At 53.0% G+C, this 22,633-nt stretch carries 18 protein-coding genes and 2 tRNA genes; 2 read left to right on the top strand and 18 right to left on the bottom strand.

The genetic code is table 11. The features are described from left to right. Positions 1-55: 55 nt before the first annotated feature. The 13 genes from GC101_RS27790 to GC101_RS27730 all read right to left on the bottom strand — a co-directional run bounded on the left by GC101_RS27790 (position 56) and on the right by GC101_RS27730 (position 13,386). Positions 56-129: transfer RNA gene (locus GC101_RS27790), tRNA-Ile, on the bottom strand. Positions 130-176: 47 nt separating this feature from the next. After that, a tRNA-Met gene (locus tag GC101_RS27785) sits at positions 177-253 on the bottom strand. Positions 254-336: 83 nt separating this feature from the next. After that, positions 337-501 carry a hypothetical protein gene (locus GC101_RS27780; RefSeq protein WP_019909365.1) on the bottom strand — a complete coding sequence of 55 codons (165 nt, stop codon included), beginning with the start codon at positions 499-501 and terminating at the stop codon, positions 337-339. Between the two features lie 372 nt (positions 502-873). Beyond that, positions 874-2,439 (bottom strand): extracellular solute-binding protein, encoded by a 1,566-nt coding sequence (locus GC101_RS27775; protein ID WP_171719969.1) that lies wholly within the window; start codon positions 2,437-2,439, stop codon positions 874-876. A gap of 55 nt (positions 2,440-2,494) precedes the next feature. Next, the gene (locus GC101_RS27770) at positions 2,495-2,857 is read right to left on the bottom strand and encodes a hypothetical protein (RefSeq protein WP_171719968.1); all 363 of its coding nucleotides are present in this window, start codon (positions 2,855-2,857) and stop codon (positions 2,495-2,497) included. Between the two features lie 190 nt (positions 2,858-3,047). Next, complete coding sequence (gene pyrE / locus GC101_RS27765; protein ID WP_171719967.1) at positions 3,048-3,689, bottom strand: orotate phosphoribosyltransferase; 642 nt, start codon at positions 3,687-3,689, stop codon at positions 3,048-3,050. Continuing rightward, positions 3,686-4,402, bottom strand: a complete 717-nt coding sequence (pyrF, locus tag GC101_RS27760) for an orotidine-5'-phosphate decarboxylase (RefSeq protein WP_246354554.1) — start codon at positions 4,400-4,402, stop codon at positions 3,686-3,688. The genes pyrE and pyrF overlap by 4 nt, the downstream gene beginning before the upstream one ends. Positions 4,403-4,597: 195 nt before the next feature. Beyond that, positions 4,598-7,819, bottom strand: coding sequence for a carbamoyl-phosphate synthase large subunit (gene carB / locus GC101_RS27755; RefSeq protein WP_171719965.1), 3,222 nt, complete (start codon positions 7,817-7,819; stop codon positions 4,598-4,600). A 1-nt stretch (position 7,820) separates the two neighbouring features. Then, positions 7,821-8,999: a glutamine-hydrolyzing carbamoyl-phosphate synthase small subunit gene (gene carA, locus GC101_RS27750; protein ID WP_171719964.1), complete on the bottom strand. Its 1,179-nt coding sequence runs from the start codon at positions 8,997-8,999 to the stop codon at positions 7,821-7,823. A 75-nt stretch (positions 9,000-9,074) separates the two neighbouring features. Further along, positions 9,075-10,355, bottom strand: a complete 1,281-nt coding sequence (locus GC101_RS27745; protein WP_171720104.1) for a dihydroorotase — start codon at positions 10,353-10,355, stop codon at positions 9,075-9,077. Positions 10,356-10,471: 116 nt separating this feature from the next. Beyond that, entirely contained in the window at positions 10,472-11,380 is a 909-nt protein-coding gene (locus GC101_RS27740) for an aspartate carbamoyltransferase catalytic subunit (RefSeq protein ID WP_171719963.1), read from the bottom strand. A gap of 2 nt (positions 11,381-11,382) precedes the next feature. Then, positions 11,383-11,964, bottom strand: coding sequence for a bifunctional pyr operon transcriptional regulator/uracil phosphoribosyltransferase PyrR (pyrR, locus tag GC101_RS27735; protein ID WP_171720103.1), 582 nt, complete (start codon positions 11,962-11,964; stop codon positions 11,383-11,385). Positions 11,965-12,573: 609 nt separating this feature from the next. Beyond that, positions 12,574-13,386 carry an inositol monophosphatase family protein gene (locus GC101_RS27730; protein WP_171719962.1) on the bottom strand — a complete coding sequence of 271 codons (813 nt, stop codon included), beginning with the start codon at positions 13,384-13,386 and terminating at the stop codon, positions 12,574-12,576. A 279-nt stretch (positions 13,387-13,665) separates the two neighbouring features. On the opposite strand from GC101_RS27730, the gene GC101_RS27725 reads away from it, so the two are divergent. Next, a complete protein-coding gene (locus tag GC101_RS27725) occupies positions 13,666-14,229 on the top strand; it encodes a GNAT family N-acetyltransferase (protein ID WP_171719961.1) in 564 nt (187 codons plus the stop codon). 402 nt (positions 14,230-14,631) lie between these two features. Here GC101_RS27725 and GC101_RS27720 read toward each other — a convergent pair whose 3' ends face one another. The 3 genes from GC101_RS27720 to lspA all read right to left on the bottom strand — a co-directional run bounded on the left by GC101_RS27720 (position 14,632) and on the right by lspA (position 17,457). Next, on the bottom strand, positions 14,632-15,885 hold the full coding sequence (locus GC101_RS27720) for an LL-diaminopimelate aminotransferase (RefSeq protein ID WP_039304354.1): 1,254 nt from the start codon (positions 15,883-15,885) through the stop codon (positions 14,632-14,634). A gap of 100 nt (positions 15,886-15,985) precedes the next feature. Further along, a complete protein-coding gene (locus GC101_RS27715; protein WP_171719960.1) occupies positions 15,986-16,957 on the bottom strand; it encodes an RluA family pseudouridine synthase in 972 nt (323 codons plus the stop codon). Beyond that, the gene (gene lspA, locus GC101_RS27710) at positions 16,954-17,457 is read right to left on the bottom strand and encodes a signal peptidase II (RefSeq protein WP_039304467.1); all 504 of its coding nucleotides are present in this window, start codon (positions 17,455-17,457) and stop codon (positions 16,954-16,956) included. The genes GC101_RS27715 and lspA overlap by 4 nt, the downstream gene beginning before the upstream one ends. Positions 17,458-17,713: 256 nt before the next feature. Here lspA and GC101_RS27705 point away from each other — a divergent pair, with 256 nt between their 5' ends. Then, on the top strand, positions 17,714-18,442 hold the full coding sequence (locus GC101_RS27705) for a TraR/DksA C4-type zinc finger protein (protein WP_042238479.1): 729 nt from the start codon (positions 17,714-17,716) through the stop codon (positions 18,440-18,442). A 33-nt stretch (positions 18,443-18,475) separates the two neighbouring features. Here GC101_RS27705 and GC101_RS27700 read toward each other — a convergent pair whose 3' ends face one another. Together GC101_RS27700 and ileS are read right to left on the bottom strand one after the other, a co-directional pair. Beyond that, positions 18,476-18,778: a DUF5665 domain-containing protein gene (locus tag GC101_RS27700; RefSeq protein ID WP_144026082.1), complete on the bottom strand. Its 303-nt coding sequence runs from the start codon at positions 18,776-18,778 to the stop codon at positions 18,476-18,478. Between the two features lie 393 nt (positions 18,779-19,171). Then, positions 19,172-22,264 carry an isoleucine--tRNA ligase gene (gene ileS / locus GC101_RS27695; protein ID WP_039304346.1) on the bottom strand — a complete coding sequence of 1,031 codons (3,093 nt, stop codon included), beginning with the start codon at positions 22,262-22,264 and terminating at the stop codon, positions 19,172-19,174. Positions 22,265-22,633: the final 369 nt, after the last annotated feature.

Genomic DNA, 22,633 nt, shown 5'->3' with positions numbered 1-22,633 from the left:
TCCACCGAGTCTATAGACAGCAAAAAACCCTTACAAAGTAAGGGTTTTAGTGAAGTGGGCCCTACAGGACTCGAACCTGTGACCAATCGGTTATGAGCCGACCGCTCTAACCAACTGAGCTAAGGGCCCGGACTAGGATATCCGTATTATACAAGTGCTGTCTGATGAAATAAAATTGGTTGCGGGGGCAGGATTTGAACCTGCGGCCTTCGGGTTATGAGCCCGACGAGCTACCGGGCTGCTCCACCCCGCGTCAGTAATCATATTCAAACAGCGACAATAGATAATATACAATATAAGCATGGATAAAGTCAAGGATGAATTTGGTTAATTTGTTCAGGGCAGAAAACGCACACCGTAACGGCCTTTGCGCGAACGGTAAATTTCCACAAAACGCGGATCATGATAACCGTAGATCCAGCCGTCCTGTTCGAGTCTTTTGGCCAGACAACCCGCTTGAAATCTTGTCCTGAACAATTTCGCGAAGTATATCCAATTCATGATGGCCCTTCTCCTTTTTCGTATTAATGTATGCTGCTCTGATCATTATCATGCCCAGTTTTTCATTAATAACAGGAAAAACGCCCTGCGAAAAGGCTGGCAATTTCTGCACCGATCGCCTTGTTCCCTCTTCCGCAGGCGGATTAGTTCCCCACTGGGAACAGTTGGATTTTCTACACTTAAATTGATCGCCTCTTATGTTTTGGCGAAGATAAGTGGATTTTTGTCATCTAATTCTGACCTTTCTTTATCAATCTCCATTTCGGGCGAAAACAAGTGCTGTTTTTCCATCTAGCTCCTCCAAAACAGAGACTCCGTTATAATTAGATGACATTTTTCCACTTAGCTTCCCTCGTCCCCCACATGCGGACACTACTTCTTCTTCGCACTTCGCTCCAGCCAGCCGTTGTCCAGATTGAACAAGACTGTGGGATCTTTGCGCATCGCGTTAAGCATATGGTTGCCCTGCTGCTCCCAGGCCTTGAGGGCATTCGCTACCGTACGTTTGCCTTGAATGACTTCGCTGAACAGCATCTGTCCGGCCAGATTGATCTGATAAATATTAGGCATCTTGTACGCCAGACTCTCCACATTAGCGTCCGTCACCGGCACAGGCTTCACATGGTAAAAGGGTTCAAGGCTTACTCCAGCCTTCTGTGAACGGTTGAACTCCATCCGGGAGGTAAGCTGATAAGGATTGGCCGCCTTGATTCTGGCTACTTCGTTGCTGTTCACAAATTTGATCAGCTCCCAGGCATCCTCTTCATTCTGCGCGGTACTGCTAATGGCCAGCATCTGTTCCAGTCCGGCACCTACAGCCACGCCCGGCTTCTCGGCAAACGTAGGCACGGCGGCGATTCCCCAATCCACATGTCTGAAATGAATGTTCTTGATCAGGAGCGCATTGCGGTCCGCAGCAGCCAGCTCGTTGATATAACCATATTCTCCGATGACCATTGCCGCTTTGCCCGTCAGAAACCAGTCTCCTAGAAACGGGTTAAATTCGCTCTCAGCAGGTTCGGCAACAGCTGCGGCTGCGGCTTCAATATCATCCGGGCCGGGGATAATCTTCTTCTGAATCAGATTGCTGAAGGTAGTCCAGCCTTTGCTCCACAGTGCATTGTTTACTGTCATTGCCCCGCCTTGGTTATCGTACATAGCAGCTTGCAGAGGAGAGAGATACGCCTGCATATCCCCGAACGGATCGCCAACATAACGGCTCCTTGAGAAGGCATATATCCGCTCATCCATCTGCTTGGAGGTCTTCGTCACCATACCTGCAAGCTTGAAGAATTCATCCCAGGTCATCCCGTCCGTTGGATAATTCACTCCGGCAGCATCGAATATCCCTTTATTGTAGAAAACTACGCTGGCGTTGAAAGTCGGTGCCAGCGCAAACAGGCGGCCCCTTCCGAGCTCACGGACACCATCCAGCATCGTTGGTGCCAGATTGCTGATATCATAGCCGTCACGGTCAATCAGCGGCTGCAAAGGCTCAAGCATGTTCTGGGCTGCCAGACTCCTGATCAGGCTACTGTCTCCTATGACCACATCTACCGGATCACTGCCAACCATGATGTCACGCATATGCCCCAATGCTTCCGGTCCTTCCACCATGTACGTGTTGGTGAAGCGGAACTGCTCCTGATCCACCGCCGGAACTAACTCCAGCTTCACGTCCGGATGCGTGAACTCATAGAGGTCAGTCAGGTTCTGGCGCAGATAGGTATCATCGCTGTTACTCCACAGACTGCCGATCCGCAGGACCCGCTGTCCGCCCGATGGCTGCGTCACCACGGATGCCGTCAAGGGTTTGGCCGAAGTGGCAGAGCTGACAGGGGCCGCCGCTTCAGCCGAAATAACAGGCAGCAGTACCGCCGCACAGAGTGCCAGCGGAACACCGCGCCTGAGCAGAAGAGGAATCGTTGATTTAGCCATATTTATAACCCCCTAATGAAATATCATGAGCCTGGACAGCCGGCTGAGCATTCCTTTATTTAGCATTATATAGCCTATTCGAATATCGGAAGTGACATCCCGTTAAAACTAAAAAGACAGTTTGTTCACCTTCGCACAGACTGCTTTTGTCTAACGCAAAAAAGAAGCCCTGCTGTACCTGTGAAGGCACGGGGCTTCTTGCTGTATTTCTGGCCTGCTTCCGGGCGGCGGCGGTTGTCGCATGAATTTCCCGATTCATCCGCCTTCTATTGTAAGGATCCGATATCATTTCACACACAAAATCCTGCACAGAATACAACATTTTCCTCATCCTATCGGCCAAAATCGAAGATTGTTGTACAAAATGCAGCATTTCCTCTTCACCAAGCGGCTTAGCAGGAGGATTGTTGTATTTCATACAACAATCCTCCTAAACACCTGGCTATCCATGAGACAAAGTTGTAAAACGTACAACATTAATGTCCACACTACTCACTAAGAAGTTTCATAAGAAGTTTCAAATGAGCCGGTAACAAATCAAGTGTGAGGAATGGACGTGTTGTAGTGTATTACGCCGCTCATAAGCCGCTGACAGCCCACAATCCAGCTTATACGCCAAACGCTGCCGGGTCTTTACGCCACGATTGCAGCAGCGCTACATCCGAGTCAGCGATCGTGCCTTGAGCCAGCGCCACATCAATGAGTGTGCTGTAGTTGGACAGGCTCTGCAGCGGGATATCCGCAGCAGCGAAGGCATCTACGGCGCGGTCCAGCTCGTAGCTGAAGATGGCCAGTACGGCCAGCGGTACGCCGCCAGCTTCCTGCACAGCCTGCGCGGCCTTGATCGAGCTGCCGCCGGTGGAGATCAGGTCCTCGATCACGATCACCTTCTGGCCGGGAGCGATCAGGCCTTCGATCTGGTTCTGCTTGCCGTGGCCTTTGGCCTTGTCACGGATATAAGCCATCGGCAGACCGAGCTTATCGGCCACCCAGGCCGCGTGCGGAATTCCGGCGGTTGCAGTCCCGGCAATCACCTCAGCGTCCGGATAGCTGCTTCTGACCAGCTCTGCGAAGGCCTCAGCAATATAGTTACGGACAACCGGGAAGGACAAGGTCAGGCGGTTATCGCAATAGATCGGCGATTTGATGCCGGACGTCCAGGTGAACGGCTCCTGCGGACGCAGGGCTACCGCTCCAATCTCCAGCAAATAACGTGCAACTTGTTCACTTTTATTCTCTAATGGGCTCATACTTCGCTCATCTCCTCAATAATGGTAAGTGCTGCGGCGCGCGGATCTGCCGCCGCTGTAATCGGGCGGCCCACTACCAGGTAGTGGCTGCCCTGCCGTATAGCTTGTCCGGGTGTCATTACGCGGGACTGGTCGTCCAGCGAGGCTCCGGCAGGCCGGATACCCGGGGTCACTGTGCGGAAATCCGGTCCGCAGGCTGCTGCGATCACCGCTGATTCCTGCGGCGATGCCACCACACCATGCAGCCCGGCTTCCGCTGCAAGCTTGGCGTAGCGTACTACGGTGTCCGTCACCGTACCGTTGATGCCGATTTCGCTGTTCATAACCTCCTGGCTGGTGCTGGTCAGCTGAGTCACCGCGATAATGAGCGGAATATGCAGCGACGGATGCAGGCTGACGGCCTTGGCGGCACCTTCCAGTGCAGCAGCCATCATGGCGGCTCCCCCGGCGGCATGCACGTTGAACATATCAACGCCCAGCATGGTCAGGCTCTCCGCCCCGCCCCGGACGGTGTTCGGGATATCATGCATTTTGACGTCCAGGAAGACCGAATAGCCGCGTTCCTTCAGCTCCCGGATGAAGTCGGGCCCGGCAGCATAGAACAGCTGCATGCCGACCTTCATATAGCAAGGGATACCTTCCAGCTGGTCGAGTAACAGCCTCGCCTGCGCCGCATCCGGGTAGTCCAGGGCAACCATCAGCCGTCCGGCCATTTCATTACGCTTTTCTACTTGTCCGATGTTCTCATGTTCGTGTTGCTGCTGTGCTGCGGTCCCGTCCATTTGCCAGCCTTCTTTCTGTAATCAAGTGGTAATGAGCTCTTCAAGGTCCCGGGCATAGGTGAACGGTCTGCGCTAACGCAAACCGTCCTTGTAGCAGCCTGTAGCGGCTGCCCTCACCCTATTTAATTATTGTCCGACAAAAGCAGGCATCGACTGTGACGAGAAGTTGATCGTCTGCAGCATTCTCAGCAGCGCGGTTACGGTATCCAGCGAAGTCATACATACAACGCCGTTCTCAACCGCTTCACGGCGGATACGGAACCCGTCACGCTCAGGCGTCTTGCCTTTGGTCAGTGTATTGAAGACGAAGTTCGCTTGACCGCCGCGGATCAGATCCAGAATGGTCGGCTCACCTTCATCCAGCTTGTTAACGTTCATCACGTTCAGCCCGGCCTGCTCAAGCGCAAGCGCGGTACCGCCGGTGGCGATGATTTTGTAGCCCATGGCATGGAAGCCTTTCATCAGCTCAACCGCTTCAGCTTTGTCTTTATCCGCTACGGTAACGATGATAGCTCCGGTGGCTGGAATCTTCATTCCCGCACCGATCAGCCCTTTGTAGAGCGCTTTGGCATACAGCTTGTCGCGGCCCATAACTTCGCCGGTCGATTTCATTTCTGGTCCAAGTGTCGGCTCAACTCTGCGCAGCTTGGCGAAGGAGAACACAGGTACTTTTACTGAAACGTAGTCGCTTTCCGGCCACAGCCCTTCTGTGTACCCGTCTTCCTTCAGCTTGCCGCCGAGGATGATCTTGGTTGCCAGATTAGCCATTGGAATGCCTGTCACCTTACTCAGGAAAGGAACCGTACGCGAGGAGCGCGGGTTAACCTCGATCACATACACTTCGTTCTGATAGATGACAAACTGGATGTTAACCAGTCCGATCGTCTTCAGTTCCTTAGCGATCTTGATCGTGATCTCGGAGATCTTCTGCTTCAGGCCTTCATCCAGATATTGCGGCGGATAGACGGCGATGGAGTCACCGGAGTGAACCCCTGCGCGTTCTACATGCTCCATAATTCCCGGAATCACTACGGTGTCGCCATCACAGATCGCGTCAACTTCAACCTCTTTGCCCAGCATGTAACGGTCGATCAGCACCGGATGCTCCGGATTAACCTTCACCGCTTCAACCATGTAGCTCAGCAGCTCTGTATCGTTGTAGACAATCTCCATCGCACGGCCGCCGAGGACATAAGATGGACGAACCAGCACCGGATAGCCCAGCGCCTGCGCCGTTTCAACGGCTTCGTCAATGTTGATAACCGTCTTGCCTTTTGGCTGTGCGATATCCAGACGGGCCAGCAGTGCTTCAAATTTCTTGCGGTTCTCTGCTTCATCGATGCTCTCCAGGCTCGTGCCCAGAATGTTCACACCTGCTGCTGCGAGCGGTGCAGCCAGATTGATTGCGGTCTGTCCGCCGAACTGTACGATAACCCCGATCGGATTCTCCTGGGCGATAACGTTCATGACATCCTCGAAGAACAGCGGTTCAAAGTACAGGCGGTCTGATGTATTGAAATCCGTCGACACTGTCTCTGGATTGTTGTTGATAATTACGGCTTCATAGCCGGCTTTCTGGATCGCCCATACTGCATGCACGGTAGAGTAGTCGAACTCAATACCCTGGCCGATACGGATCGGACCGGAGCCGAGCACGATAACCTTCTGTTTATCGGAATGAATGACTTCATTCTCGGTCTCATAGGTCGAGTAGTAGTATGGAGTTGATGCTTCGAATTCTGCGGCGCAGGTATCGACCATTTTGAATACCGGAACCAGACCCTGCTGCAGACGCAGCACGCGTACTTCGGATTCCTTGGTGAATGCCCCGCCCGGACGTCCTTCGGCACGGATCTCGGCAATCGCCCGGTCGGTGAAGCCCTTGCGCTTAGCCTGATAGAGAATTTCTGCAGACAAGGTTTCTTCCGCGCGGATCTCGTCCTCGAAGTTCACGAGGCCTTCGATCTTGGACAGGAACCACCAGTCAATATTCGTCGTATCCTGAATATCCTGCAGTCCGTAGCCGCGGCGGAACGCTTCTGCGATCAGGAACAGGCGCTCATCATCCGCTTTGGCGAGTCTATAACGCAGTACACTGTCTTCAAGCAGCTCTGCGCCAGGCAGACGGAAACGGTGCACACCGATCTCCAGCGACCGGATCGCCTTGTGAATCGATTCTTCGAAGGTCCGGCCGATGGCCATCACTTCTCCGGTTGCCTTCATCTGGGTACCCAGCTTACGATTCGCAGAGATGAACTTGTCGAAGGGCCAGCGCGGGATTTTGCTGACGATATAATCCAGTGTCGGCTCGAAGCAGGCATACGTCTGTCCGGTAACCGGATTGACGATTTCATCGAGCGTGTAGCCGAGGGCGATTTTGGCGGCCATCTTGGCAATCGGATATCCGGTCGCCTTCGACGCCAGCGCCGACGAGCGGCTTACACGCGGATTCACTTCAATGACATAATATTGATAGCTCTGCGGGTCCAGTGCGAACTGTACGTTACAGCCGCCTTCGATATTCAGCGCGCGGATAATCTTCAGGGAAGCGCTGCGCAGCATCTGGTACTCACGGTCAGACAACGTCTGGCTTGGCGCTACTACGATACTGTCGCCTGTATGTACGCCAACCGGATCAAAGTTCTCCATGTTGCAGACTACGATACAGTTGTCATTCTTATCACGCATGACTTCATATTCGACTTCCTTCATGCCGGCGATGCTCTTCTCCACCAGACATTGGCCGATCGGACTGTAACGGATACCTGCTTTGACGGTTTCGCGCAACTCTTCCTCATTGTCACAGATCCCGCCGCCTGTTCCGCCCAGCGTGTAGGCCGGACGGACAATCAGCGGATAGCCGATGCCGGCGGCAAAGCCCATCGCTTCTTCCACACTTGTGATGATGGCACTCTCAGGAACAGGCTGATCCAGCTCACGCATCAGATCGCGGAACAAGTCGCGGTCCTCCGCTTTCTCGATGGATTCCAGCTGTGTACCCAGAAGCTTCACATTCTCGGATTTCAGTACGCCTGCACGGGCCAGCTCCACTGCCATGTTGAGGCCGGTCTGTCCGCCCAGTGTCGGCAGCAGGCCGTCCGGACGTTCCTGGCGGATAATCGCCGTCACGAATTCGAGCGTAATCGGTTCAATGTATACTTTGTCAGCCATATTGGTATCGGTCATGATCGTAGCCGGGTTGCTGTTAATCAGCACAACCTCTACGCCTTCTTCTTTGAGCGCTTGGCAGGCTTGCGTACCCGCATAGTCAAATTCGGCGGCTTGGCCGATGACAATCGGACCGGAGCCGATAACCAGAATTTTTTTGAGTTTATCGTTCTTAGGCATGTTATAGTGCTCCTTTCACGGCTTCAAGCTGTGCTGCAGGTTTCGGTGCCGTGATTCTGGCATTGGCCGCAAGCTGCGCCTGGCGCGAGCCTGCCGGCAGTTTCGCCTTGTGGTCTGCGATCATCTGCAGGAAACGGTCGAACAAGTAGCTGCTGTCATGCGGTCCCGGCGCCGCTTCCGGATGGTATTGCACCGAAAAAGCGGGGTAACGGGTATGCTTCAGTCCTTCAACGGTCTTATCATTGTTGTTAATATGCGTAACTTCCAGCTCCGTGTTCACTACGGATTCTTCATTAACCGTGTAACCATGGTTCTGCGATGTGATGAAGCAGCGTCCGCTCTCCAGCTCTTTGACCGGATGGTTACCGCCGCGATGGCCGAATTTGAGCTTCTCGGTATCGGCGCCGCATGCCAGCGCGAACAGCTGATGACCCAGGCAGATGCCGAAGATCGGATATTCACCGAGCAGCTCGGAAATGGTCTTAACTGCATAAGGTACATCCTTAGGGTCCCCAGGGCCGTTCGACAGCTGAATTCCGTCCGGATTCAGGCGGCGGATCTCATCTGCAGTCACATCGTGAGGCACGACAACCACATCACAGCCGCGGCTGTTCAGCTCGCGCAGAATGCCTGTCTTCGCGCCGTAATCCACCAGGACAATGCGTTCTTTGTTCCCAGGACTGCTATATGTCTTGGTTGTGGAGGTACGGGCTACCTGATTGCGCAATTCTTCAATTGTAGTATCGCCCATCATTTCCATCAGTTCTTCCACACGTTTATTCGAAGTGGTGAGGATCGCCTTCATCGTGCCGTGATGGCGGATAATGCGGGTCAGCATCCGGGTATCAATCTCGCTGATTCCGGGAATGCCGTATTCCTTCAGCAGATCGTCTACACTGTATTCAGCACGCCAGTTGCTGGGCACAGTCTCGTGGCGACGCACCACAAAGCCGTGCACAAAAGGGCGCACAGATTCGAAATCATCACGGGTAATGCCGTAATTTCCGATCAGCGGATACGTCATTGTGACGATCTGGCCGCAGTACGAAGGGTCCGACAGCACCTCCTGATATCCCGTAATTCCTGTGTTAAATACAACCTCGCCCGTCTTTTCGCCTTCCGCGCCAAATGCGGTGCCTGTAAACAGCGTTCCGTCCTGAAGCAGCAATCTCGCCTGCATTCCCTTCCACTCCTTCTTGTTTCTGTAGTCTGATGCTTATGTCACGGCCGGCAGCCTGGCTGCCGTAACCGTCAGTTATACTTCACTCCATACGGCTCTGCCGTCTACCCAAGTCTTCACCGGCCAGCCCTTAAGCTTCCATCCGCCAAAAGGAGTATTCCGCCCTTTGCTGGCAAACGTTGCCGGGTCCACTTCCTTCTCTTCATTCAAATCAATCAGTGTCAGATCGGCTGGCGCCCCTACTGCAAGGCTGCCAGTGTTCAATCTGAACACCCGGGCCGGATCAGCGGTCATCCGCTGGACCAGCAGGGACAGATCCCATTTGCCAGTGGCCACAAAAGCGGTATACAGCAGCGGGAAGGCTGTCTCAAAACCGACGATGCCAAACGGTGCAAGCTGCATGCCTTTTGCTTTCTCTTCCGCACTGTGCGGTGCATGATCGGTAACGATGATATCTAGTGTGCCGTCCAGCAGACCTTCGATGCAGGCTTCCACATCGCGGCGCGAGCGCAGCGGCGGGTTCATTTTCCAGTTCGCGTCCATGCCCGGAATGTCTTCCTCCGAGAGCAGCAGATGATGCGGGCACACCTCAGCGGTCACCTTGATGCCGATCTGCTTAGCCTGACGGATCAGCCGTACCGATTGCTCGGTGCTGACGTGGCACACATGGTAGTGAACGCCTGTAGCTTCAGACAGCAGTATGTCGCGGCCTACATGGATGGCTTCCGACTCATTCGGAATTCCCTTAAGTCCATGCTTGTCGGCAAACGTGCCTTCCGCTACCGCGCAGCCCTCAACCAGCGAGTTGTCCTCGCAGTGGGCGATGACCGGCATATCCAGTCCAGCCGCCAGCTTCATGGCATCCTTCATCATTTGTGCGCTCTGTACGCCTACACCGTCGTCGGTGAAGCCAATCGCTCCAGCCTCTTTCAGTGCCGCAAAATCAGTCAGCTCAAGTCCGAGCTCATTCTTCGTAATGGCCGCATAAGGCAGCACCTTCACGAGTCCGGCTTCACGCGCCTTGTCTTTTACCAATTGGACGATCTCTGCACTGTCTGTTACCGGGCGTGTATTCGGCATGCAGGCGATGGTTGTGAATCCACCCTTGGCCGCCGAACGTGCGCCGGTCTCAATCGTTTCCTTATGCTCAAACCCCGGTTCACGTAAATGCACATGCATATCGATCAGTCCCGGAATCAGCAGCTTGCCTTCCGCTTCAATAATCTCCCCAGCTTCATCCAATGCTTCCGCGGCATCCAGAATCTTAGAGATTACCCCGTCCAACACGACAATATGCTTGCGCTCCAGCACGCCTTCTTGGCCCAGTACACTGGCGTTTTTAATGATCACGGTTATGATTCTCCTTTGTGCCTCAGGCCGCAGCCGTAAGCTCTTAAGTTATTATATAATAAAAATTCATCTTTGTGTATATTTATTAGTAAAGTTATGTGAGGTTTTTTTGCGGAATCTTGCTACTGAAGTGCTCTCTCCATCACTGCCATCCGTACCGGGACTCCATTCGCCATCTGCGGGAAAATCCGTGACTGGCTGCTCTCCACCACTGCGTCATCGATCTCAACGTTGCGGTTAACCGGCGCCGGGTGCATGATGATCGTCCCCTTGTCCAGCTTCGCTGCGCGTTCTTCCGTAAGTCCGAAGTGCTCCCGGTACTCTGCTGCCGATAAAATAATACCGGAGGAATGCCGTTCCAGCTGCACTCTCAGCATCATAACCACATCCGCTTTCAGCGCTTCTTCCATTGAAACGTATGGGGCGTACGCGGCAAGCTCAGGTGCCTGCATATTCGCCGGTGCACAGAACTGGACGCTTGCCCCCATCTTGGTCAATGCCCACAGGTTGGAGCGTGCGACCCGGCTATGCATAATATCCCCGATAATCGACACCTTCAGGCCCTTTAGCTCGCCAAATTGTTTGCGCATCGTGTAGAGGTCCAGCAGCGCCTGCGTCGGGTGTTCATTGTTGCCGTCTCCGGCATTGATCAGCGGGATGCTTACCTTCTCGGCCAGCTGCTGCAGCACGCCTGCAGGCTTCAAACGCACAACTCCGGCATCGATCCCCATCGATTCTAAGGTGCGTACGGTATCGTAGATCGACTCGCCTTTTTCTACACTGGAAGCTGCCGCCGTGAAGTTCAGGACCTGAACGCCCAGACGTTTCTCGGCCATTTCGAAGGAGAAGCGGGTCCGTGTGCTATTCTCGAAAAACATGTTGGCAACAAAATGCGCTCTCAGTACCGGCGTGAGCTTCTCGCTCTGATTGTCCCAGTAAGCCGTTCTGTTCAAAAGCTGGCTGATTTCCGAAGCTTCCAGCTCCTTCATCCCCAGCAGACTGCGTTCCTTCACTTTGGTTGCCGTCATCATTGTTATCGTTCCTCCCGGTTTGAAATAATGTACACTTCGTCCTTGCCGTCGTATTCGGTCAGTGACACTTCAATTTGCTCATGCCTGGAGGTAGGTACATTCTTGCCGATATAGTCGGGGCGGATAGGCAGTTCGCGGTGTCCACGGTCAGCCAGTACAGCCAGCTGGATCATCCGCGGCCGTCCGCAATCCATCAGCGCATCCATCGCCGCCCGGATCGTTCTGCCGGTGTACAGCACATCGTCGAACAGAATCACTTTCTTGTCCTGGATGCCGCTGCTGCCCGGGGGCAAGGTCAGATTACTAAGGACCACAGCCTTGTCCATCGACTCCCTGTTGTCACCGCCGCCTTCGCGGTCATCGCGGTAATGCGTGATATCCAGCTCACCGTAAGGTATATCCACGCCTTCAATCTCCTTGATGCGCTCCGCAATCCGCTGGGCCAGATAAATCCCTCTCGTACGGATGCCGACCAGCAGACAATTCTCAATACCCTTGTTCTTCTCCAAAATCTCATGTGCAATGCGTGACAGTGCCCGGCGAATCGCCGTTTCGTCCATAATGACATTTTTTTCAGTAACCATCATCGTGCCATCCTCCTGCTTGATCGCCTGTTCAAGTTCCCGGATAAACAAAAAACTCCTTGCCCGAAACAGGCAAGGAGTGAAATCCGCAGATTCAAAAAGATGGCGTGTCCGCGCGCATAAAAAGGCTCTCCGTACTCATACGGACTCCTGCTTCCATGTTCGCGAACCTCGATTCACGTTACCTTGCCAGCCTCACGGGACTGAATTAAAGGCGCATATTCAACTATAGGGAATTATGACAGATGAAAGGGGTGGTGTCAAATGGGAATGAAAAATTCTATGAGGGGGAGTTTAGGTGAATGGCGCGGCTGCGGTGATTTTGGACTTCCGGCCGCTGTTGTCTCCAGATTTATTTGATTAACCGCTAAGCGGATTAAATCCGGAGACAAAGGCGGATGCTACCGCTCCTACAGTTCCAAAATCCCCTCCGCCGCTTCCACCTAAACGGGGTGCAAGAGCAAATTGCCACACCCGAGGGGGTGAGGCAGGCAAAGCGGCACTATAGCGCTGCGCTGATAGTGCATGCTTACATTAGCTAACCAAGGACGAGAAAATAAAGTCCAAAATCTAAGCACATACAACAATGCTGCAAAAAGAATGAACCATTTATTCAGATTCCTTCCGCAATAATGTCAAAAGATCATCAAAGATTCCGGGTGTCGTGAATACGGCCTCTTCACCATAGAGTTCATTAGGGATGTGATCGGGCACCACATGTACATTGCAACTTAATGCTCCCGCCTCCCGTGCAATCAAGCCTGCGGCGGCTACGTCCCACGGTGAAAGACTTTCCGTATGCGCATCTAATTTTCCGGACGCCACATAACAAATGTCTACTGTCGGTGCGGCAAAACGCCTAATATCACGACAGTTTCTTCTGAGTCGGTTCACTCTTTCGATTGCTGGTTCGACTTTTGCTGGATCATGCGGAAAACCTGTGCCTATGACAGCATCCAGCAGCGAAGTACATGTACGAATTCGTAAACGCTCACCATTGCAATAGGAGCCTTCCCCTTTAATCCCAACATAAGTACAGTGCAAATCCGGCGCATATACTGCTCCTGCAAGCACTACGCCATCAAGGGCAAAAGCCAATGAAATGCCGTAATGCGGCAAGTTGCGGGCAAAATTAACTGTTCCATCTAAGGGATCAATTACCCAAATCGGACCGTCAAACTTGAAATTATCCCAGTTATGTATTCCATTTTCCTCCGAAAGAATTCGATGACCTTGAAATTTACCCATTATGGCTTCTTGAATGATTCTTTCTGATAACAAATCAGCGGATGTCACAAGTTCACCATAATCCTTGTAATTCAATTCAATTTGTTCCCGGCTGCGCAATTCGGAAATCCTGTCACCCGCTTTTGTTACAGCCTGCTCTGCAAACAACACTAATTCTTGAAGGTCGAACTTCATATCGTTCACATTCCTCCTTATAGTGCGTTTTTTACGTAATTTCTTAAATACTGTGTTGATTATGGCATCTGCTTAATATGGAATCATCAACTATTTGAGAGACAACTTGATGATCTCGTTTGCTTCAACTTAATCATACCTTCAAAAAATAATCATTGCGTAATTTATAAAATTATCCAGCTTATAAAAAATTCGTGAAATGATTGAACTATCCTGCCCGCTGGCTTATTTTCGTTCCCGCCCCGCCTCTGCTATGATAAAAATGGAGGCGAACAGATCATGGACCTGGAGTTTATTACAGTAGATAAATGGGATGAACAGCTCTGGAAGCAGATGGAGCCGGTGTACCGGGAGGCTTTTCCCAGCGGAGCCAAACCGGAAGGGATTCTGCGCGGTATGCTGGAGCGGCGGATTGCTTATTTACATGCGGGATTGGATCAGCAAGGGCAGGTTGCCGCCATGGCCGTTACTGGGGTCGTGGGAAGGACTGGCGATAAGGTACTGATCATAGATTGCTTGGCAGTCGATAAGAAGCTGCGCGGGGCGGGTACGGGAACCTGGTTCCTCGGACAGATCAGGGATTGGGCTGTTCAAGAACACTTCGTGCAGGGGATTATCATTGAGGCTGAATCCGGAACCTCAGATACACACAAGGAGCGCATTCATTTCTGGGAGCGGAACGGATTCTTCTTGACCTCCTACGTCCACCAGTATATCTGGGTGCCGGAGCCGTATCAGGCGATGCTGCTGCCACTGGATGGTAGCGGAAATGTACCGGATGACGGCGAAGCACTGTTCCGTCATATTAATGCCTTTCACAGCAAGGCCTACCGGAAAGGTTAGGCTATTGTTCATTAGGTCAGCCGGGAGTTCCCGGCTGGCTTATCTTTATATCAGAGGCTGCTAACGCCCTTACTCTCACCACCGTCACATGCATGCTGTCCCCCCTGTTACCGGCCTGCCTGTCCAAGTAATGTTGCACATTTTACAGGATTTTTGCTCCGCAAATGTAACATTAGGCTAAATGTTGTATTTTTCACAGCATTTAGGATGGATATTTACTTTTCTGAAGCGGATTGTTGTAAAAAGTGCAGGATTTGCGCATCCAGAGCCTGTTTCGTCTGAGTAAAGTTGCAGTTTGTACAACATTTGACCAGACCGGAGCGGATAGTGAGGCTCGGGAGCGATCGGCTGCCATAATAAAAACCGCCGCAGATTTCTCTGCAGCGGCCCCATCAACCAAACTTAAAATTCGAATTCAACGTCGCTCAGGCGTCTTTGAATTTCAGAAATTACACGCTTCTCATCTTCCTCACCCTTGGCAACGAAGGTAACGGAGAAACGGACGAACGCGCCGGCATCATCCCAAGGCACGGTGGAGATCAGCTTCTCGCGGATTAGGAACTGCGAGAAATCTTCGCCGGATTCGAAGCGGCGTCCGCCCTTAACGCCTTTTGGAGCAGCTACATACAGGAAGAAGGAACCCTTCGGTTTCTCTGCCTTGAAGCCCAGGCTATTCAGTGCATCCACCAGCATGTTGTGACGGCGGGAGTATTTGGCAGCAATCGCTTCGGTAATCTCAGGATGAGACAGACCGTATGCGGCAGCTTTTTGAATCGCGATGAATTGACCGGAGTCATTGTTGTCCTTCACATCACTGAACGCCTTAACGATCAGCGGGTTGCCAGCAACGAAACCGATTCTCCAGCCAGTCATGTTGTAGGACTTGGACAGGGAGTGCAGCTCCACGCCGACATCCTTGGCACCAGGTACGGACAGGAAGCTCAGCGGCTTCACGCCATCATACGTCAGTGCTGCATAAGGAGCGTCATGGATAACGACTACATCATATTTCTTAGCCCAGGCTACTACTTCGCTGAAAAATTCAGGAGTTGCGCTTGCGCCTGTAGGATTGTTCGGATAGTTCAGGTAGAGCAGCTTCGCCTTGTGGGCTACGTCTTCCGGAATAGAGTTCAGGTCAGGCAGGAAGTTGTTCTCCTTCTTAAGCTCAACGGAGTAGACTTGTCCACCCAGATATTTGGTGTGAGTGCCCAGCACCGGATAACCCGGAACAGTCATAATGGTGATGTCACCCGGATTAATGAAGACCGATGGCAGCATAGCCAGTGCAGGCTTCGAACCGATGGAATGTACGATTTCGTTTACCGGGTCGATGCCGTCTACCTGGAATACTTCCTTCAGATAAACTGCAGCCGCCGCTTTGAATTCAGGAATCCCGTTGTCGGAATATCCGCGGTTTTCTTCTTTGGCAGCTTCAAGGGCAAGTCTTGCCACAATGCCTTCATCCGCCATTTCGTCCGGCTCGCCGACGCCCATGTCGATCAATTCAATGTTAGGAAAATCCTGCTTCGCCGATGCTTTGGCGCGTTTGATTTTCTCGAATTTGTAGATGGAAGTGTCCTTGCCATATCCGGCGCCGCCGATGCGGTCCGCAAAATTAGTCTGAATGAATGTTTCCTGATAGTGTTCAATACTCATATTCTTCGTCTCATCTCCTGGCTATTGTTGTGAATCCATGATCTAAATATGAAGCAAAGCTGCTTTAGAAGCCATGGACTTATAATCTATTCATTTGTACTTATCTGCTGCGCAGTGTGTACAGCACTTCTTCCATATCTGCCGGAAGCGGCGCACTGAACTCCTTGTACTCTCCTGTGGCAGGATGCACAAATCCCAGTACAGCGGCATGCAGTGCCTGTCCAGTCATCGTCGTGCCTTTGCTGCGTCCATAGATTGGATCGCCGACCAGCGGATGACCGATGAACTTCATATGCACGCGGATCTGATGCGTCCGTCCGGTCTCGAGCTGCAGCTCAAGCAGTGTGCAGTCGCCGAAGCGCTCCAGCACCGTAAAATGCGTCACAGAACGCTTGCTGTTCTTCTCAGTGACCATATACAGCTTGCGGTCATGCGGATCACGGCCGATTGGCGCATCTACTGTGCCCTTATCATGAGACAGATTGCCATGCACCACTGCGATGTAGCGGCGGGTTACACTGTGCTCCTTCAGCTGCGCGGCCAGCGAAGCATGACTGGCGTCATTCTTGGCAGCCATAATCAGACCGGAGGTATCCTTGTCGATGCGGTGCACAATGCCCGGACGAATCTCGCCGTTAATGCCTGACAGGTCCTTGCAATGATACATCAGCGCATTGACCAGGGTGCCTGAGGGATGTCCTACTGCCGGATGCACCACCATACCACGCGGCTTATTCACCACGATAACATCGCTGTCTTCATATACAACCTCAAGCGGGATATTCTCCGCAATTAAATCCGTAACTTCGGCTTCCGGAACCGTAACAGCCACCTTGTCGCCTTCATACAGCTTGTAGTTAGCTTTGACCGGAGCGCCGTTCACCGTCACATGACCACCGCTGATCCACAGCTGAACCTGGGAGCGGGAAACCTCTTCTTCCCAAGACTCCGTAATGTACTTATCAATCCGTTCCCGGGCATTCTCCGCGGCAACCATCCATTCGGTGACGTCTCTTTCTTCTTCAAAGGCGCCAGACACCGCCTGCTCATTGACGTCTTTATTCAAAATCATTCATTCCCTTCTTTGACTTCCTGTGATTCCTTAACTTCGGTGACTTCCTGCTCGCCTTTCACATCCAGCAGCGTATCGAGAATAATCAGGGCTACCCCGACCACGATGCAGGAATCGGCTACGTTGAAGATCGGGAAGGTATAGCTGCCGAAATTGAACATCAGGAAATCCACAACTTCACCGTTCAGAATCCGGTCGAGGAAGTTTCCGACGGCTCCTCCAAGCACCAGCGACAATGCCGTAGGCAGCAATTTGCGGGTCTTCCGGGCCTTGTTCAGATACCAGACGATACCGGCAACAACTATAACCGTAATTACAATGAAGAACCACTGTTGTCCTTCAAGAATTCCGAAAGCGGCTCCACGATTGCGGTGGGACGTGATGATGAAGAAATCCTTTATAACCGGAATCTGCTCTGCGATCTCCAGCCGGGTAGCAATCAGATATTTGGTACCCTGGTCAATCAAAAATACAATTAGCGCAATCAGAAAGTACACCACAGAAGTTGTCACTCCGTTCTTATTTTTCCCGCGGTCCGCGGTACGAATACTGTATAAAGACTTGTATATTGTAGCACAGGCCTCAAGATACCGTCCATTGCAAGGCACCCTAAACCCGCCAAAGTCCGGGCACTATTTTCCATCGCTAAAAAAGGGCCCCTGCGGCCAAGCTATACAAGCGGAAACGGCTTTGCCCTCCTTTATAAAGACGGTACCGTTTCAGCGAGGATTAAGCCACCGAAAGGAGCTCACAGCAATGAGCCATCTGACATCAACCCAGCTCTCCGGGCTGCGCGCATTACTGCTACAGCAGCAGGAGGACATCAAGCACAGGCTGCAAAATAATGAGCATTACGGACTGCAGGAAGCTATGCGCGATACTACCGGAGAGCTGTCCGAGATCGACAACCATCCCGGCGATGCCGCCACCGAGCTGTATAACCGCTCCATGGATATTTCCCTTCTGGAGCGGGACGAGCATGAGCTGGACGATATCGAAGCGGCGCTGCGGGCGATGGATGAAGGCACCTATGGCATTTGCATAGCCAGCGGTGAACCGATTCCTTATGAACGTCTGGCCGCGATTCCCTCCACCCGTTACACCAAAGAGCATGCTCCCCGCCAGAGCGCTCCGTTTACCCGCCCGGTGGAGGAGGAACTGCTGTCTCCGCCTTTTGGACGGACCAGCCTGGATGAGCGGGAGGACCAGAACGGCTTCGACGGGGAGGATGCCTGGCAGATTGTAGAGAGCTGGGGCAATTCCGATTCCCCTGCCATGGCCGAAGGCAACAACATCAGCTCCTATAATGATATGGAGATCGAAGCGGACGAAACCGAAGGCTTCGTGGAGCCATGGGAGAATTTCGTCGCTACCGACATTACGGGAAATCATCTAACCATCATTAAAGGCAACAGTTACCGCCATTACATGGACGACGGGGAAGGTGACTACCTGCTGGACCCGCTCAAAAAAGAAAGGGAGTAGCCGTGTGCTGCTCTTTTTTAATTTGGACCCGGTTCAGAAGGTCTTCAGCTCCAGCTGATGCTGCACGATCCGCACAATGTCCGCAATATAGTCCCCGATAATCGGCAGATTCAATGCCCCAAGCACCTGAAGCACATAAATAATCGTCGCCGCAAAAAAAGTAAACCCGAGCGCAATCCCCAGCCCCCGGGCTACTCCGGATAAAATATTCAGCCAGATCAGCCGGAACGGCGAATGCAGCAGCTCCGTATATTCCGAAATCCGCGATTTCTCCATCTGCTGGGCCAGCTGGGTGGTCATCCGGTACAGCGCGTTCAGCTTTTCCTCCTGCGGCAGCTCTGCCGGATCACCGGCTGCTGCGAGCGCGGCTGCAGGCTTTTGAGAAGAAAGTGGTGTCTGTATACGCTCCCCGGAATGCAGGAATTGCCGCTTCTCCTCCGGTGCTTTACCGGTATCCCTGCTGCTGTCTACTCCCGAGGTCTGAATTGAAATTCTGCCCGGCCCTTCAGGCCTCTCCGGCTTCCCGGCCTCCGTATCTCCATCTTTCCATCCGCCCATGCCTCCGGCACCTCCCTCGAATCTCTATGACCCGCAAAGCAAACGAGCCCGGTTAAAGAGACTTCTCTCTTTAAGCACGGGGCTCGTCATTTTGCATTCTAACCCATAGAAGCTTTTCCTTTGCGGCTAGTATATGCCATATAGGGACAAGTGATGCAGGGTGTGTGTTACTTAAGCGCCGATATGAATTCCGATGCTCTTGCCGCCGGCATCCACAGTTTCATAGGTATAATCTCCGTCAAAATCAACCGTAGTCACCAGTACATTCTCGCGCAGCACATGCTCGAATGCGGTAACCGCCGCCTTAAGCTCGTCATCGACATGCAGCGTAAGGGCAATCCGTTTGTCGATCGGCAGATCCAGGCGTTTACGGTAATCCTGCACCGCACGTACGACTTCGCGTACCCAGCCTTCCTGCACCAGCTCCGGTGTGATTTCGGTGTTCAGTGCCACCGTCAGTCCATAGCCGGAAGCCGAGGCAAAACCTGGTTTGGCCTGCTTCTCGACCAGCAGCTCCTCGGATGTGATCTGCAGCTCTTCCCCGTCCGGCGATACAATGGCGAGTCCGCCGTCCTGTACGGTTTTGCGGGTAGCGTCACTGTCCATGGCCTTAAGGAAGCCCTGCAGGAAGCCGACGTTCTTGCCGTATTTCTTGCCTGCGACCTTCAGGTTCAGCTTCAGGGTGAAGTCTACAAAGCCGCTGTCGCTGTGCTCGATCACAATATGCTTCACATTGATTTCGTCTTTGATCAGCTCTTCATAATCTGCCACATTGAAGTTATCGTCAATCGAGGCGATCAGCTCAGACAAAGGCTGGCGGGTCTTGATGCCGCTCTCGTTACGCACGTTGCGGGCCAGTTCCACGATCCCTCTGGCGCTCTCCATATCTTTTTCCAGTGCAAGATCGATCAGGCTCTCATCCGCTACAGGGTAATCCGCGAGATGCACGCTTTCGCCGCCGCCCAGGTTCGTAAAGATATCCTCGGACAGCATTGGTGTGAACGGTGCCATCAGCGTAGCTGTGGTCAGCAGGACATGCGTAAGTGTGCGGTATGCGTCCAGCTTCTCTTCGCCCAGCCCGCTGCCCCAGAACCGGTCACGGGAACGGCGGATGTACCAGTTGCTCAGCTCATCCACGAAATTCTCAATTGCTTTGGACGTATTCACGAAATCGTTAACGGCAAGGCCTTTATCCACCAGCAGGATCAGACTGTTCAAACGGGACAGAATCCAGCGGTCGAGCTTATGCTCTGACAGCTTGAACGGGTGATCCGCAGGATCGTAGCCGTCGATACCGGCATACAGCGTCAGGAACGCATGCGTGTTAACCAGCGTATCCACAACCTTGGACTTCGTCTCACCCACCAGACCGCGCGAGAACCGTTTGTTGTTCCATGGCGCACTGTCGGACAGAATAGCCCAGCGGAACGCGTCGGTGCCGTATTCGTTCATGATCTCCCAAGGGTCGATGACATTGCCTTTGGATTTGGACATCTTCTGGCCGTTCTCATCGAAAATATGACCATGGGCGATAACCGCCTTGTAAGGTGCTTTACCCGTGAACAGCGTCGATACGGCAAGCAGGCTGTAGAACCAGCCGCGTGTCTGGTCGATCCCTTCACAGATCATATCCGCCGGATACTGGTCTGCGAATCTGTCCTCATTCTCAAACGGATAGTGACTCTGGGCGAACGGCATCGAGCCGCTGTCGAACCATACGTCGATGACTTCCGGTGTGCGCACCATTACGCCGCCTTCACTGAACGGACTCCGCAGCTTGATGTTGTCCACATACGGCTTATGCAGCTCGATATCCTCTGCTACTTCGCCGATCGCCATCGATCTCAGTTCAGCGATGCTGTGCGGTGCGAATTCCTTGCCGGTGTCCTGGCAGACCCAGACATTCAGCGGGGTACCCCAGTAGCGGTTACGGCTGATGTTCCAGTCCACCAGCTCTTCCAGGAACTTGCCGAAACGGCCTTCACGCACATGATCCGGATACCAGTTCACGCTGTTATTGTTGGCGATCAGCTGATCCTTGATCGCTGTTGTCTGGATGAACCAGCTGTCTGTTGCATAATAGAGCAGCGGAGTATCGCAGCGCCAGCAGAACGGATAGCTGTGCTCGTATTTTTCTTTACTGTAGAGCAGTCCCCGTTCGGACAATACCTTCACGATATCGAGGTCGACGTCTTTGACGAACCGTCCGGCAAAATCGCTCACCACACTGGTGTATTTACCGGAGGTATCCACCACATTCACGAAGCTGATGCCATTCTCGCGGCAGCTCTTATAGTCATCTTCACCATGTGCCGGAGCCATATGCACGATCCCGGTACCGCTGGAATCCGTAACAAACGATGCGCCTACGATCACATTATGCTTCTCTGCCTTGATATAATCGAACGGCGGAGTGTAGCTCTGGCCGATAAAGTCCGCACCGGTATGGGTGGACAGGATCGTATACTCACCTTTGAGCACCTCATCCACTAGATTCTTGGCCAGTACATATACGCCGTCTTCCTGTTGGGCACGCACATATTCCATATTCGGGTTCATTGCCAGTGCCATATGCGCCGGAAGGGTCCAAGGTGTGGTCGTCCAGGCCAGCACATAATCGCCGCTGCCGTCCAGCTTGAACTTCGCTGTAGCACTCAGGTCCTTGACTGTCTTGTAGCCCTGCGCCACTTCATGGGAGCTCAGCGTCGTCTGACAGCTCGGGCAGTACGGGCTGACGCGGTGTCCGCGGTACATTAAGCCTTTGTCATGCACGGTAGCGAGGATATTCCACACGCTCTCGATGTAGGTGTTATCCAGCGTAACGTAAGGATTATCCAGATCCGTCCAGTAGCCGATTGCTTCGGTGAACTCACGCCACTGCTTCTCATAGCCGAATACACTTTCCTTACATTCCTTGATGAACTTCTCCACGCCGTACTCTTCGATGTCCTGCTTGCCGGAGATGCCAAGCTTCTTCTGCACGCCGAGTTCAACCGGCAGACCGTGGGTATCCCAGCCCGCTTTGCGGATGACGCGGAAGCCCTTCATCGTCTGGTAGCGGCCGACGAAATCCTTGATGACCCGGCCCAGCACATGCCCGATATGCGGCACGCCGTTCGCCGTCGGAGGTCCTTCATAGAACACATAGTTCGGGCGTCCCTCGCGGTTCTCCATGGATCTGCGGAACGTATTCTCATCGCTCCATTTTTTCAGGATACGGACATCTCTGGCCCGTGCTTTTTCTTTTACATCTACTTTATGCATGATGGTCAATCCTTCCGTGGTTTAGTCTTTAAACCTTTTCGATCCCTCCCAAACCCTCCCTTAGCCAAGGGAGGGCCCCAAGGGCTCCGCCCTCTGGACACCCGGAAAGTTTGTCGATCTCCAGGGGAAAGGTGTTTGGTAAGTTAATTTTGTTGTAATGCCCGCTTACGCCGCAAGCGGCACGCTCTACCTCAGGCATCCGGCCCGCGAACCCGGAGGGCAGCGCTGGGCCGGGGCCTTGCTCTTGCCTTGGCACCCGGCCCGCGAACCCGAAGGGCAGCGCTGGGCCGGGGCTTCGCTCTTGCCCTGGCACCCGGCCCGCGAACCCGTTAGGGCAGCGCTGGCCGGGGCCTTGCTCTTGCCTTGGCA

The sequence above is a fragment of the Paenibacillus phytohabitans genome (genome assembly GCF_013141775.1).
Classification (GTDB): Bacteria; Bacillota; Bacilli; order Paenibacillales; family Paenibacillaceae; genus Paenibacillus_AQ; species Paenibacillus_AQ phytohabitans.
The sequence above is the reverse complement of the archived record's forward strand: the minus strand, read 5'-3'. Positions and strand labels throughout refer to the sequence as shown.

Bases quoted from the DNA above. Each gene is read 5' to 3' on its own strand.
- GC101_RS27705 (WP_042238479.1), top strand. From the start codon at position 17,714: ATGAGCCATCTGACATCAACCCAGCTCTCCGGGCTGCGCGCATTACTG.
- GC101_RS27775 (WP_171719969.1), bottom strand. From the start codon at position 2,439: ATGGCTAAATCAACGATTCCTCTTCTGCTCAGGCGCGGTGTTCCGCTG.
- GC101_RS27725 (WP_171719961.1), top strand. From the start codon at position 13,666: ATGGACCTGGAGTTTATTACAGTAGATAAATGGGATGAACAGCTCTGG.
- carA (WP_171719964.1), bottom strand. From the start codon at position 8,999: ATGCAGGCGAGATTGCTGCTTCAGGACGGAACGCTGTTTACAGGCACC.
- GC101_RS27770 (WP_171719968.1), bottom strand. From the start codon at position 2,857: ATGAAATACAACAATCCTCCTGCTAAGCCGCTTGGTGAAGAGGAAATG.
- GC101_RS27730 (WP_171719962.1), bottom strand. From the start codon at position 13,386: ATGAAGTTCGACCTTCAAGAATTAGTGTTGTTTGCAGAGCAGGCTGTA.
- GC101_RS27715 (WP_171719960.1), bottom strand. From the start codon at position 16,957: ATGATTTTGAATAAAGACGTCAATGAGCAGGCGGTGTCTGGCGCCTTT.
- GC101_RS27740 (WP_171719963.1), bottom strand. From the start codon at position 11,380: ATGATGACGGCAACCAAAGTGAAGGAACGCAGTCTGCTGGGGATGAAG.
- pyrE (WP_171719967.1), bottom strand. From the start codon at position 3,689: ATGAGCCCATTAGAGAATAAAAGTGAACAAGTTGCACGTTATTTGCTG.
- GC101_RS27720 (WP_039304354.1), bottom strand. From the start codon at position 15,885: ATGAGTATTGAACACTATCAGGAAACATTCATTCAGACTAATTTTGCG.
- GC101_RS27780 (WP_019909365.1), bottom strand. From the start codon at position 501: ATGAATTGGATATACTTCGCGAAATTGTTCAGGACAAGATTTCAAGCG.
- carB (WP_171719965.1), bottom strand. From the start codon at position 7,819: ATGCCTAAGAACGATAAACTCAAAAAAATTCTGGTTATCGGCTCCGGT.
- pyrF (WP_246354554.1), bottom strand. From the start codon at position 4,402: ATGGCCGGACGGCTGATGGTTGCCCTGGACTACCCGGATGCGGCGCAG.
- ileS (WP_039304346.1), bottom strand. From the start codon at position 22,264: ATGCATAAAGTAGATGTAAAAGAAAAAGCACGGGCCAGAGATGTCCGT.
- pyrR (WP_171720103.1), bottom strand. From the start codon at position 11,964: ATGGTTACTGAAAAAAATGTCATTATGGACGAAACGGCGATTCGCCGG.